This is a genomic window from Streptomyces sp. bgisy027 (genome assembly GCF_057710365.1).
In genome coordinates this window covers 107,389-120,847 of sequence record NZ_JBYIVZ010000023.1, presented here as the reverse complement: position 1 = coordinate 120,847, position 13,459 = coordinate 107,389, and the positions used below count along the sequence as shown (strand labels likewise).

Sequence of the window (13,459 nt, the reverse complement as noted above, 5' to 3'; positions counted from 1 at the left end):
TCCCCCTGGTTCAGGAAGGTGCGGGTGGGGCTTGGGGCGGCGGCGCGCATGTCCTGGCTCATGTCCCGCCTCACGTCACGAAGAAGATCCCGGCGTCGGTGCCCGCCGGGGTGTACTCCGCGAGCCGCGCCCTGAGGCCGTCCTCGCGCTGCGGCCGGTACAGGTCGTGGAAGGCGCCCATCTCGGCGCCGTCGTCGGAGCCGCGCCGGATCTCCTCGGCACACCGGTCCGCGGGCAGCCCGTACCAGGGCGTGCCATAGCGTTCCGATGTGAACAACGGCCTTACCCGACCGGCCTGTTCGGACCCGGCGAGGTCCGGCCGGCAGCGGAACCGGCGCGGGGTGCGCGACCCCGGCGGCACGTAGGAGTACCGGATGCAGCCGATGCCGCGGCGGGCCACATGGAGGCGGCCGGTGAGGATCGAGTTCTCGGCGATCTCCACGGCGTGGGTGAAGATCTCGCCGATGACCGTGGTGCGGTGCAGGTGCAGCACCGCGTGGGCGTGGCGGCAGTCCGGCGCGGAGAGGGCCTCGCGGCCGGGGCCGGTGGCGTCGAGGACGCTGTCGCGCAGACGGATGTCGAGGGGATCCTCGCTCACCTCGTCGCCGATGACCTCGATGGTGCCGAGGATGCTGTGCTCGATCTGGAGGCACGCGGTGGTGCGCTCCAGGACGATGCTGGGCTCCTCCGGCGAGTGCGGGTCGCACTCGGGCTCCAGCGACCAGCCGGGCACGAGCGTGCAGTGCCGCACGACGACGGCGCCCATGGGTCCGGTGACGTTGATGCCGCGTCCGGCGACCAGCAGACCGTCGAGGACGACTCGGGGCCGCTCGTGCGGGGCGCAGTCCTCGGACACCGCGCGGATGTTGAGGGCGTCGGGCCGGTTGCTGTACCAGTCGAGCAGACGGATCACCGGCCGGGTGCCCTCGGCCGCGCGGACCTCCAGCCGGTCGCCGGGGTCGAGGTCGAAGTCCAGCTGCTCCTGGTAGGCGCCGCTGTGCGTGATCTCGATGATGCCGTCGGGGCCGGTCCGGTCGGCTCGCCGGTCGTGCTGCCAGGCCCGGTAGGCGTCCATGATCTGCCGGTGCGGCTGCCCGGGTCCGACGCGGTAGACCTCGGCCTCGGGGCGCGGCTCGCGGTCGGGGCGGTCGTACTCGCCGCCGCCCATGTCCGCGCCGAACGCGTGGTGGTAGTCCACCCACACGCCCTGCCGGGGCGCCGACCTCGATCCGAACGCGATCCGCCCGAGCTCCGGGTCGACGGCGACCTGCCCGCGCCTCGGCCGGTAACGCCAGTCGGACAGGTCCGCGACCACGATGTCGGAGGGCGGCACGGGCCGGTCCTCGCCGTCGCGCCGGATGACGAGGCTCTTGCCCGGGCCGTAGTAGTCCGTGAGCCGGTCGTGCAGTTGGCGGCGGGTGACGAACGCCGGGACGTTGTCGATGGTCGCGGTGTGCGTGGGCGCCGGCTCCGGGAACGGCTTGGTGACCAGCGGGGTGTCGTTGCCCAGGATCGAGAAGGTGTACAGGTTGCGGGCGCGGTCGATGCAGTACGCCGGGGACCGGGTGAGCGAGTGCGCCTTCAGCCGCCAGACGAACAGCGCCACGCCCGCCGGGGTCCAACCCCCCTGCCGATGAACGGAGTCGGCGCGGCGGACGTCGGCCGTGCGGGCCGAAGCGCCGAAGGGGCCGCCCGCCAGGTCGAGCGCAGAGTTGTCGCGCAGGTCGACGAGCCTGCCGCGGGTGCCCCGGTGGACGCCCGTGTCGCCGTGCAGCTTCACCGGCTGGGTGTGGGCGACCTGCCGGGACAGCTCGACGGCGCGGGCGGGCCAGCCGGTGACCTGGTCGGAGAGTTCCTCAAGGAGGTGGAGGGTGCCCTTGCGGCGGCGGTTTGCGACGGTGGCGGCCACGTCGGCGCGCGGGGCGACCGCCTCGGCGAGGGCGGCACGCCCACCCTCGTGCAGGCCGGCCGTCAGGACCCGCTCGTAGCCGGGCAGGGTGCGATAGCCGACCAGGTCACCGAGGTACGGCAGCACCCAGGGCGCGGCCGTCTCCACGAACAGGTCCTCGTAGCCCTGCTCGACGCCGTCACGGACCCGGTCCAGCTGCTCGGCGATCACCGCGAGCAGCGCGCGCAGGGGTTCGCCCTCCTCGGCGTCCCTCAGCAGGTGCCGGCGGGGCAGCAGCGCGGCGAGACCGTCGGGCTCCCTGGACGTGGCCGCCGGGGAAGCCGTCTCCAACTCGACGTCCGGGGACATCACTTGACCTCCGTCAGAATCAGGGTGTCCGCGGCCTTCGGCGACAGCATCGCGAGCTGGGCCGGGCGGATGCCGCGGAAGACGAACACCGAACGGCCCTTCGCCAGGCGCCGGGTGTCGGTGATGCCGGGGTTCAGGCGCAGGAGTTCGGCGAGCGGGACGCCGTACCCGGCACAGATCTCGGAGAGCGTCTCGCCGTTCTCGGCGCGGACCGTGTGGGTCCTCTCGTCGTACGTCGCCGGGTGCGCCGGGACCGATGCCCTGGGCGGGCCGGGATCGGTGAGGATCGCGGTCAGCTCCTCGGGCGTGGCGGACGCGGGGACGCCGGTGAGGACATCGACGTCAACGTGGTCGACGCCGGGCACGGAGTGGGCGGCGGCGAGGACGTCGGAGAGGCGGGCGGGCCTGCCCAGCTCCCGCCCCTCGTAGCCGAGTCGGGCGAGCAGCGCCCGCCGCAGCCGTGGCTCCACGGACTCCCACGCGTGATCGGGGGCGACCTTCACCTTGGCGGCGACGAGCAGCAGCACGAGCTCACGTACGTCCACCCGGACGGGGAGGTTCATGTCCCCGTACTCGGTCAGGGCACCACGCAACGCGCGCAGCGTGTCCGAGTCACCGTCGATCGGAACGTCGTCCGTGCCCGCCACCGTCACGTGCAGCACACGGCGCCGCCCGTCGAAGAGTTCGCGTGCGGCGGCCCGGCCGATGCCGGCGCGGGAGCGGGCGAAGTCCTCGTAGTCGGACTCGGAGACCAGCCGGTCCAGTGCGGAGACGGCGAGCGGGACCGTCCGGCGGGTCAGACCGGGGCCGTCGGCGTCCGCGCCGCCCTTCGCCGGGCGCGGGTTGGTCACCTGGCTGACCCCGAGCGGCCGGGTGAGGGGCTGGGTGACGCGGTCGGCGGAGACGTTGGCGGCCCTGCCCGTGCCGAAGCGGTAGCGGGCGCGGATGTTCTCGTGTCCGGAGGGCAGCCGGGCGCCGTTGATGCCGTCGCCGAAGGTCACCGTCGTACGGCCGTCGGCGGTGGAGCCGGTGATGTGGACCCTCTCGCCGGGGCCGCGTCCGGCGAGGCTGTCGACCTCGTGCCACCGGACGCCGTCGACCCGGATCTCCAGCACCGGTGTGGCGCCGAGGGGGTTGTCGTCGGCGAGCCAGGTCAGCGGGGACTGCCAGAGCGCGAACGTCTGGTTCACCCGGTCCGAGTCTCCGCTGCCGATGGCCTCCTCGCGGCTCTCGCCGTGGGTGGCCTCGACGACGTTGCCGAGGACCTTGACCGTCTCGCGCCGGTAGCGGTGGGCCAGGTCGGCGGTCAGGGTGAGGCGGGTGTGGACGTGGTCGCCGGGCAGGTGCGGGTCGACGGCCGGATCCGCGGCGGCGATGACGACGACCTCGGTGGCCCTCACGCCGGCCGTGCCCGGGATGTCGCTGCGCTCGCCGCTCACCATTAGCGTGCGGCCGGGCCGCAACCCGTCGTACAGCTCGGCGAGTTCGATCTCGCTTCCGTGCACGTCCTCGCCGAGCGGTTCGTCGGCGAGCCGCAGCGCTTCGCCGGCCGCGTGGACGGTGGTGTCGCGGATGTGCGAGAGCAGTACGTCGAACTCGTCCAGCCAGGGGTCGGCGAGGGTGAGTTCGGTGCCGCGCCCGGTGATGCCGTAGTTCGAGTACGCCGCCGTACGCGCCGAGACCACCTGGGTGGTGACGAACGCGAGCCCGGCGTCACCGGGGATACCGTCCTGGGCGCCCTTTGCGGGACGCTGGACGGCGACCCAGCTGCCGACCGTGATGCCGGTGTGGACCGTGTCCAGCTGGAGGATGCGGCGGTTGAGCGGCCCCGGCTTGCCGGCGATCACGATCTCGACGTTGGGCTCGGTCGCGCCGACCGTGTACTTGAGGCCGATCTCGTACTCGCCGTGCGTGATCTGCTCGTTCGCGCCCGGCCGCAGCGGGACCTGCACGGAGGTGCCGTTGTGGACGCCGACGTGGACCAGGCCCTCGTCGTCCGGCCGCGACACGAACAGCGTGCGCTCGGGCAGACCCGACTGGAAGCGCGCCGTGACGCCGGGGTCCTGGGAGTCGGTGGGGCGCCGGTTGAGCCAGTTCAGGTCGCGGTCCTGACCGGAGCGCACGGACAGCTCGACCCGGCCCGGGCCGAGCGGGAAGGTCAGCGGCCGGGCGACGGGCAGGTTCTCCGCACGCTGGTCGGAGCTGCTGCCCTCGACGTACTGGAACTCTGCACGGACCGGTGTCTTCCCCGACGTGTCGTACACGACGCGCATGCTCGCGAGGACGGCACCGGTGAGCGGCCAGTCGGCGGTACGGATGACCCGCCCGCGGTCGTCCTGGACCGGCTTGAGCGGGGCCGATGCACCGAAGGGAGCGGCGGTGACCCGCATGGCGAGCAGCTCACGCAGAAGCTGCGGGGTACCGGGGGCGGCGGCGGTGCGCCACGCCGGGTACAGGGTGCCGAGGGAGGGGTTGAGCGCCGAGAGCAGCCGCGCGGTGTCGGTACCGGGCCGCCGGGAACCGATGCCGCCGCGCGGGGCGGGGGCGGAGGCACGCAGGGCGGGAAGTACACCGCCCAGGGCTTCGAGAGCAGCGGTGCGCGCATCGCCGCTTTCTTCCGGGGGCGCGGGGAACTGCGCGACAAGCCCCCGCGGCGCCGCGGACGAATCACTCTGCGCCGGAGCCAACTCCCATGCCCGCTCGGCAAGTTCCGCGAGCACCGCCTCCAACTGCTCGAACCAAGCGGCAACGTCCTCGTACGGCTCGGCCAGCACCTGAGCCTCACCGAGACGCGCCACCGGCTCCGCGAGCCGCGCGGCCAGCCGCTCAGGACTCCTGATCCCGTCCAGATCCTCCCGAAGCGGCGCGAGAACCTGGTCCTCGAAGTCCTCGATCAGCCGGCTGACCGGCCGGGGGTTGGGCACCTCGGGCGTGGGCCGTTCATCACCCGGCTCGCCCGGTGCCACCGGCGCCGCCGTCCAGCGTCGTACCTCGTCGACGAGTTCCCTCAACGTCGGCGGCGCCGACTTCGGCAGGGAGATCGCCGTGATCTCGTCCTCCCGGTCCACCCGCGCCTTCGCGATCGGCAGCAACTTCCGTTCGCCGCCCGCCTGTTCGCCGAATACGAAGAGCAGCTGGTCGCCGGTCCGGAGGGAGTTGGCCGTGCCCTCGACGAAGAGCTCCGAGCGGCGCTCCAGGTCCGCGGGGGTGACGAGGGAGGGGCGCCGGCGGCGGACCTTGAGCTCGTTCCAGTTCCAGCGGGCCGTCAGGTCACGGCTGGTCTCGAAGGTCAACGACTGCTCGTCGGCCGAGGCCGGCACGCTGTGGCTGCGGGCCCCGCGCGGGACAAGCACCGCCGGCGCCTCGGCGCGCGGGTCGCGCTCCAGGGTGTACGCCAGGTGCGTGGCGGCGGCGACGCCGGGCCGCGGCCGGTGGCCGACGAGGCGGCCGAGCAGGACCAGGGAGCGGTGCTCGTCGGCCGTACGGATGTAGGCCTCGTCGGCGATCCGCTCGGAGTGGAAGGTGAGCAGGTCGCCCAGGACGGCGGTGGCGTCGAGCAGTCCGATCGCCGGGTCGTCCGGGGTGCGCACGGTGAGGCCCTGGAGGGCCGGGTACGCGGGTGAGGCGAGCCGGTCGAGCAGGGCCGCGCGGAAGGAGCCGTACTCACCGACGCGGTAGTCGAGCGCGGTGCGGCCGGGCGGGTTGTGCACGGGGGCCGGAGCGAGGCGCTCGTCGTGGCCGCCCCGGCAGGCGCCGCCGCAGCCGCAGTCGTCCGTGATCGGGACCTCGGTCATCGCGCACCTCCCAGGGATATCGCCAGCCGGCCGTTCTCCGGCCGGTCCGGGTCGTTGTCGCAGGTGGCGATCTCCAGCGGGCCGAGCCGCAGCACGCCGTCCTCCTTCTCTCCTCGGTCCGGTTCGAACAGCCGGCGCAGCCGGGTGACCTGGACGCTCTCCACGCCGGGCACGGCCGCGGCGGCGGCGACCAGACGGCTCAGCCGCACCGGCTCGCCGAAGGTCAGCGCGTCCGGGTGGAAGAAGCCGCGCACCCCGTTGCCGAGCACACCGCTGCCGAGTACGCGGTACAGCTCGGCCAGGATCTGCCCGTGCTGATGGCCCGGCTTGGCACAGACGGTGAGCGCGATGTCCAGCGGGACGAGTCGCGCGGCGCCGACGACGAGGTCGTGGCCGATGCGCCGGTACGGCTCAAGAGCCTGCTCGACCGACGCCAGCAGGCCGGCGGACGGGGTGCCGGTGCCCTGGGCGTCGACCGCGATGTGCGCCTCCTGGACGCTGCCGGTCCAGCGCAGTGCCGCCGCCGCGCGCCGGACGCCGGGCAGGGCGCCGGCGAGGGCCGCGTAGTCCTCCGCGGTGACCGCGCGCAGCCGGGTGCGGCGCAGGTCGAGCGGGGCCAACTGGCGTACCTGCTCGACGGGTTCGGGTTCGGTGCCGCCGACGGCGGGCAGCGGGTTGCGGACCACGGCGGCGGGCGGGGGCGCGCAGTCGGACTGGACGACGAGGTGGTTGATGGCCTCCGCGCCGACGTTGCCGGCGATGCCGCCGCCGAGGCGGTAGTGCGCGGCGAGGCGCGATCCCGGCGTCGGCCGGGCGCCGTGGCGCCCGTCGCCGAAGCGCAGGGCGAGCCGGCCGTCGTCCTCCGGTTCGCCGACGAAGTGCCTCTCACGCAGCCCGCTGTCGAGCAGGTCGCGGCGCGGTTCCCAGGTCTCCTCGTCGCCCGCGCGCAGGCGTACGGCGGGCAGGGCGCGCCGCGGGTCCTGGTCGAGCGCGGCGGTCGCGGAACCGCGCAGCACCGGCTCCTCGGGGTGCAGTCCGGCCGCGTAGGAGGGACCCCAGCTGTGGGCGATCTCCCAGGCGATGTGCCCGTCGAGGACGGTGCCGGCGCGGGCGCGGGCCGTGAGGACCTCGATGCGGCGCAGCTTGGCATCGAGCAACTGGTCGCTGCGGAAGAGCAGTTCGCGCAGGGCTCGGACGGGATGGCGGCGCAGCTCGATGCGCTCCAGGATCCGCAGTCCGTAGATCACCGTGAGCTCGGCGATCTCCTCGTCGGCGAGGCCGTCCCGGTCGCGGGCGCTGCGCCACAGCTCGACGAGCCGCTGCCGCACCCGCTCCGGGATCGCGCCGATCCGCGCGGCCTGTCCGGCGGCGACGGTGGCCGGCTCGGGGAACGGCACCGCCTGGGTGACGGGTGCCCGTCCGAGGACGGGGCGGAAGCGGGGCCGGATGCCCGGGTACACGGACTGGGCGAGCAGCGTGCGCAGGGCGGCGGCCTGGGCGTACGCCGTGCCGGGCACGACGCGTTCGTGGCGCTGGCCCGCGCGTTCCAGGCCGAGTCCGGCGCGGTTGGTGGCGGCCTCGCCGACGACCTCGAAGAGCTCGCGGACGTCGTCGGCCCTCAGCGCCTCGCCCGACTCCGCCCTGTCCGCGAGGGAGTCGATCAGCCGAGCCGGGGCGTTGCCCTCCTGCCGGTCGTGGCAGCCGAAGGCGGGCCCGTCGCAGGGGGCGACCTCGGCGGGGTCCTGCGGGACGGTGAACGTCTCGGGGAGCCCGTGGAGCGTACGGCCGTGGTCGACGAGGACGACGTTGCCGCGGGCGAGGGACACGTCCTCGACGGGCAGGCAGTCGCGGCCGCCGCGTGTGGTGAGGCGGAGCGGGAAGCGCAGGGCGTCCTCCGCGACCCAGGTGACCTCCAGGACCGGCTGGTCCTCGATACGGTCCACGGCCGGGGCGACGGAGGTGAGGCGGACGGCCTGCCGGTGGCTCGGGTCGGCGTCGCCCGGGGTGCCGGTGCGCGGCCCCTTGACCTCCTCCAGAACGAGCAGGTCGCCCGGCCGCAGGCCGAGCCGGCGCTCCCGGCAGGTCTCCTGGTCGACCCACTCGTCGCGCAGGGTGGCGGAGGTGGCGCCCTTGGGCAGGGTGCACACCTCGCCGCCCCACGTCCACAGCCGGATCGCGTTGTGCGCGACGCGCAGCTCCAGCGGGTCCTCGGTGACGACGGGTTCGAAGACCTCCACCGAGCCGCGCTCGTCGAGGTCGCCGAGGTCGGCCTCGTCGACGACCGTGCCCGGCTCGGGACGGTCGTGCGGGTCGAGGGTGCGCACGTCGACGGAGGCGAAGCGGAAGGTGCCCGGGGCGAGCGTGTGGTCGCCGGCGGTCTCGACTGCGACGTACGCGCGCGCCGTGCAGCCGTCGTGCATCGCGTAGTCGATGAGCCGCACGTGCCGCCGCACGGAGACGCGCCGCCGTGCGGTGTCGAGGTAGGCCTCGGTGGCGACCGCGTCCTGCTGGTAACTGATCTGGTCGCCGGTGTACGCGAGCAGTTCGACGAGGGTCACGCCCAGGTCGGCGGGGTTGCGCTCGACCCAGTCGGGCGTGGTCAGCGCGAGCCGGTCGAGGAGCAGCTTGCGGATGGTGTCGTAGTCGCGGGCGGTGTAGTCGATGACGGGCGCGGCCGGGAACTCCGGGGCGTCGTGCCCGTCCTCCTTGCAGTCGAAGGGAGTCGGGCAGTCGGGCCGGAAGGCGAAGGTCGCGCTGTGGTAGCGCTGGTCGAAGCCGCGGTAGGGCTGCGTCCCGGGCCGTCCGTACGGGTCGGTCTCGACGAGGGAGAGCCGGTAGCGGGAGGTGTCGCCGGTTCGGTCGAGGGTGACGTAGAGCCGGTCGTCGAGCTCGGGGTCCTCCTCGCGCTCCACGCCGACGTCCACGGCGGTGATGCCGGTGATGCGGCGGCCGCCGTCGATGCGGACGTTCTCGGGGCCGAGGCCGTGCGGGGCCTTCCCGAGGAAGCCGACGGTGAGCAGCAGCCCGTCGTCGGAGACCTCGACGGAGTCGACGCCGTTGAGCTGGGCGGCCCGGACCTTGGCCCGGCGGGAGGGGGTCGTGGTCGTCCCGGTCATGCCGCGGCCCTCCCTTCGAAGACGTCGTCGCGCCGGGCGCCGTCGGCGCGCACGACGTACGACAGGTACACACGGACGACGTTGTCCTCGCTGATCACGTCGAGGGCCTCCACGTCGATGAGGTCGCCGAGCCAGCGCTGGAGGGAGGCCTGCACGGAGAGTTCGAGGGTGCTGATGAGCTCCGGTCTCGTCGGCGCGAAGACCAGGTCGAGGAGCCCGCAGCCGAAGTCGGGCCGCATCACGCGCTCGCCGGGGCTGGTGAACAGCAGCTGTTCGATGAGGTCGTGGACGTGCTCGCCGCGGGTGGCGTGTGCGGTCCGGCCCCGGCGGTCGGCGCGGAACGGGAACGCGATGTCGCTGCGGGGGCGCCCGCTCGGGTGGCGGCTCATCGGACGGTGACCTTTCGCTGCGCGGCCTGGACGACGGGCGGGCCCTGCGGCACCAGGGCCGCGCTGAAGCACTGGGCCGCGGAGGTGTCGAGCAGCACGGGCCGGCCGTCGACGGTGACGCCGGTGCCGTCGGCGGTCCAGCGGGCCGTCACGCACGGTGCGGGCACGCCGTCGGCGGTGTGCGGGCAGCCGGTGACGACGTAGCTGTGGGCGGCGGTGGCGACGGCGGCGCCCGCGAGGCGTACGCCGCCGGATGTGGTGGTGGCGGGCGCGACACGGCCGCCGTGCGGACAGCCGATCACTGCGTCGGCGCCGAGCAGACTCCCGGACATGGTTCGTGGTCCCCCGTTCTCCTTCGTCGCTGTGGCCGCTGGCACGGCCGTCGTCGCTGCTGTGGCCGCTCGTGCGGCCGTCATCGCTCTCGTCGCTTTCATCGCTGGGAGAGCACGGTCAACTGGCCCTCGTTGATGGTCACTTCGTTGCCGCGGAGCAGGACCTCGGCGCCCGCGCCGGTCGAGATGACCACGGCCTCCTTGGTGATGCGGATGTATGCGCCGCCCTGGGCCTGGAGCAGGATCCCCTGCTCGGCGCCGGTGGTGTCGTTCAGGACGAGCTTGTGCGCCTGAGGTGTCTGCACGACGACGGGCTTGTCCGGCGAGTTGCCCTGGAGCTCCCGCCGCGCGTCGGGCGGCAGCTCCTCGGCCGCGCCGTACCAGCACCCCGTCCACACGGGGAAGCTCGGATCCCCCTGCTCGAACTCCACCCACACGCCGGCGCCCGGCGGCGGCACCACGAACTGCCCCGACTCCGGCCCGGTGAAGGGCAGGCAGGGCAGCGCCCAGGTGGACGGCTCGTTGCCGAGGACGTCCGGGACCTCGACGGTGATCCGGCCGATGCGCAGCGGGTCGTCGTTGCCGACGACCCGGCCGCGGAACTTGCCGAGGTAGCGATTGCTGGGTGCCGCCATGGTGGGGGTGCTCCTGGTCGGTGGTGTCTTACGGGTGGTTACGGCCGGACGTAGTCGCTGCGCGCTTCCAGGCCCTCCCTGGAGAGGGTGAAGTTCTGCTGGTACGAGCCCGGACGGAGGTTGTGCGTGACGGACTTGACGAAGTAGTCGCCGTCGTACGCCCGCCCCGAGCCGCGTACGCCGACGAGCCGGCGGGGCTGGAGGATGTGGCCGTGCCGGATGACGTCGAGCGAGCCGGAGCCGGAGACGACGTCGGCGGACACGGCGGCGCGGGCGAGGAGTTCGGCCTCGGCCTGCTCGCGCTGCTGCTTGGCGGTGCCGGAGAGTGTCCTGCGCTTGAGGGCCGGGGTGGGCCGCTTGCCGAGGGGCGGGCGCAGCGGGCTGATGGACGGCTGCGGGAGCAGGTCCGACTGCCGGGTCTCGGGGTTCTGCCAGCGGGCCTGCGGCTCCTCGCGTGCGGTGCCGTCGTAGGCGAACGTCAGCTGGTCCACGGTGGAGTTGGCGTCCATGTTGACGTTGAGGGCGTGCTGGCGGATGCCGAGGCGGACCTCGGGCCCCCAACGGGCGGATGACTGACCGGGGTTGGGGCCGGGTTCGAGGTAGAAGGTGTAGCCGTTCGCCCGCGCGAGCTCGGTGACGTACTGCAGGTCGGTGCCGGTCTGGTAGTGCACGCGGAGGTCCTGGTGCGGGGGTTGGGCGACCTTCTCGGTGTAGACGTCGGGCCGGATGCCGTAGTCGGAGTAGCGGCGCAGGATGGCGAGGACGCGCTCGGAGGGCGGCAGGTTCGGGTACCGCGCGGTGCGCTCCTCCAGGTCCATGAGGAGGGTGAGGTCCTCGCCGGTCACGGTGAGGGTGGAGTGGCCGGGCTGGTTGCTGGCGCCGACTTCGTGCCGTACGACGAGCCCGTCGAACAGCACCTCCGAGGTGCCCTTGACGGAGACGGTGACGACGAGCCGGGTCTTGGGATCGAAGAACCCCTCCGGGAGCAGCCGTCGGCTGATGATGCCGTTCTTGGTGAGGTCGAAGGCGAGCTGGAACCCGCTCCGCTCCCCGGCGGTGGCCGTGATCTGGGCGGACAGCAGGGCCTCGGTCACCTCGGCCGGGACGGGCCGGGCGAGCTTGGGCCCCATGAGGAGCGTGATGTGGACGGGGCCCTGCCCCACGGGCGTATCAAACACGCCGGTCTCCCCTGCCGCCCGGGAAACCGCCGGCGAGCGGGATGTCGATGACGCGGCCCGCCTCGTCGGTCAACTCTCCAGGATCGAGTACGGGGTTGGCGTCGGCGATCTGCCACCACTGGGAGGGGTCGCCGAAGTACCGCTGCGCGAGCAGGTCGGGGCGCTCGCCGGCGCCGACGGTGTGCGGCTGGGTGAGGTCGGGGTCCTCGGTCCGGTTCACCGGGGGCAGCAGGCGGCGCTTGGTGTACCGCACTTCGGTCCCGTCGGGCTGCCGGTGGATCCCGATCTCGGCGTCGTGGTAGCGGCTGGTGCGGGGATAGGGGTGGGCGCCCGGTATCGCGACCAGGGCGTTCTCGTAGGGCTCGATCTCGGCCATGGGTGTCTGCTCAGCCCCTTCCGAAGGCGACGTCGGTTCCGATGCCGGCGCCACCCGGCCCCAGGGAGCCGAGGCTGCCGCCGCGCGCCGCTGCGGCGAGCCGCTCCTTCTGGGCGAGGTGCGCCATGTACAGGTCCGCTCCGCGGTGGCCGGCCGGGAGATCGCTGACGGTGAGGATCTTCATGCCGATGCTGAGGGAGGCGCGGATGGGGTTGAGGTGCACGTCGAACGCCGACTCGTTGACGGACAACTCGGTGAGCCGCACGGGCATGACCCGCTTGCTCCCCCAGGTGAACAGCGTCAGCGGCATCTCGATCGGGCTGATCTCGATGGCCCCTTTCTGCGACAGCTTCATCGCTGCACGGAGCTGGGCGGTGGTCGGTTGCACCAGCATTTCGAGCGTGGCGAGTTGCGGGTGGATGCCGTCGGGCGCGGCGACCTCGAACTGATCGGTGGCGTCGATCTCGGCGGTGAACTTCCAGGTCTCCTGGGCGGGGCCCTTGAGACGGAGGGCCTCGTTGCGGTCCCCACTGCCGGTGCCACCGCCTCCCGCGTCGCCGCTGTCACCGGCGGACTGGGGGGCGACGCTGCGCTCCAGGGTGTCCGGGTTGAATTGCAGGACGATGATGCGCTGGGGGGTGCCGGTGTCGGGGTTGACGACGACTATTCCGGAGCGGATGGGTTTGGGGATGTCGGCGTAGCGGGTCACAAGCGCTCCAGGAGGCGGGCCTTCAGGTCCGTGTAGTCGTGGTCGGGGAAGACGCGGGGGAAGACGTCGAGCATTTCCTTCAGTCCGTCAACCAACGGGATGAAACCCATGCCGCAGTCCTCCGGCGCGCAGTAGAGGTACTGCCAGCCGATGACGCCTTTGGTGATCAGCAAAGTCTTCAGATAGCCCGGGTAGTCCAGGTCCATGCGCAGGGCGCCGTCACGCAGATCGTGGAACCAGATCTCCGGGTCGCTCGCACCTGGAGTGACTCGCAGGGCGGCCATACGGCCAGTGCCGGTGCGGGGAGTGTCGTCGAACACCCGCAACTCGCCGTAGAGTACACGCTCCTCGGCGTCGTCCCCTTCCCAGACGTCGTCCATGTGGTTCTGCGTCACGGCACTCAGCAGATGGGACAGCTGGAATTCGCCGACGATCTCCGAGTCCTCGTCCAGGGGACGCCAGGAAGCCGCGATCTCCTTGTGCCGGAAGTAGCACTCCCGAACCTTCTCACTCAAGGGAAGACCGTGCCGCTCGGCGAGCGAGGCGAACACCGGTGCGGGGTCCTGCATCAGCTTGGACAGCTTGCCGAACTCCGCCTTCGCCACGCGGAACTCGCTCACGCTCCTCAGCCCATCGAGCATATCCGCACAGCTGCGCTCATAAGGGAATGGGA

The 13,459-nt window shown here is 72.8% G+C and carries 10 protein-coding genes; all 10 read right to left on the bottom strand.

The genetic code is table 11. The features are described from left to right. Nucleotides 1-70 precede the first annotated feature (70 nt). The gene (locus tag AC3ETA_RS24095; protein ID WP_432194976.1) at nt 71-2,257 is read right to left on the bottom strand and encodes a hypothetical protein; all 2,187 of its coding nucleotides are present in this window, start codon (nt 2,255-2,257) and stop codon (nt 71-73) included. Continuing rightward, complete coding sequence (locus tag AC3ETA_RS24090; RefSeq protein WP_432194975.1) at nt 2,257-6,051, bottom strand: putative baseplate assembly protein; 3,795 nt, start codon at nt 6,049-6,051, stop codon at nt 2,257-2,259. The genes AC3ETA_RS24095 and AC3ETA_RS24090 overlap by 1 nt, the downstream gene beginning before the upstream one ends. Further along, nucleotides 6,048-9,167: a putative baseplate assembly protein gene (locus tag AC3ETA_RS24085; protein WP_432194974.1), complete on the bottom strand. Its 3,120-nt coding sequence runs from the start codon at nt 9,165-9,167 to the stop codon at nt 6,048-6,050. Before AC3ETA_RS24085 ends, AC3ETA_RS24090 begins: the two co-directional genes overlap by 4 nt. Beyond that, entirely contained in the window at nt 9,164-9,556 is a 393-nt protein-coding gene (locus AC3ETA_RS24080) for a GPW/gp25 family protein (RefSeq protein WP_432194973.1), read from the bottom strand. Before AC3ETA_RS24080 ends, AC3ETA_RS24085 begins: the two co-directional genes overlap by 4 nt. Beyond that, nucleotides 9,553-9,888, bottom strand: coding sequence for a hypothetical protein (locus AC3ETA_RS24075; protein ID WP_432194972.1), 336 nt, complete (start codon nt 9,886-9,888; stop codon nt 9,553-9,555). Before AC3ETA_RS24075 ends, AC3ETA_RS24080 begins: the two co-directional genes overlap by 4 nt. A gap of 98 nt (nt 9,889-9,986) precedes the next feature. Further along, a complete protein-coding gene (locus tag AC3ETA_RS24070; protein ID WP_432194971.1) occupies nt 9,987-10,523 on the bottom strand; it encodes a phage baseplate assembly protein V in 537 nt (178 codons plus the stop codon). A gap of 38 nt (nt 10,524-10,561) precedes the next feature. Beyond that, nucleotides 10,562-11,701 (bottom strand): hypothetical protein, encoded by a 1,140-nt coding sequence (locus tag AC3ETA_RS24065; protein WP_432194970.1) that lies wholly within the window; start codon nt 11,699-11,701, stop codon nt 10,562-10,564. Further along, entirely contained in the window at nt 11,694-12,077 is a 384-nt protein-coding gene (locus AC3ETA_RS24060; RefSeq protein ID WP_432194969.1) for a LysM peptidoglycan-binding domain-containing protein, read from the bottom strand. Before AC3ETA_RS24060 ends, AC3ETA_RS24065 begins: the two co-directional genes overlap by 8 nt. 10 nt (nt 12,078-12,087) lie before the next feature. Next, entirely contained in the window at nt 12,088-12,786 is a 699-nt protein-coding gene (locus AC3ETA_RS24055) for a hypothetical protein (protein ID WP_432194968.1), read from the bottom strand. After that, a complete protein-coding gene (locus AC3ETA_RS24050; protein WP_432194967.1) occupies nt 12,783-13,406 on the bottom strand; it encodes a hypothetical protein in 624 nt (207 codons plus the stop codon). Before AC3ETA_RS24050 ends, AC3ETA_RS24055 begins: the two co-directional genes overlap by 4 nt. Nucleotides 13,407-13,459: the final 53 nt, after the last annotated feature.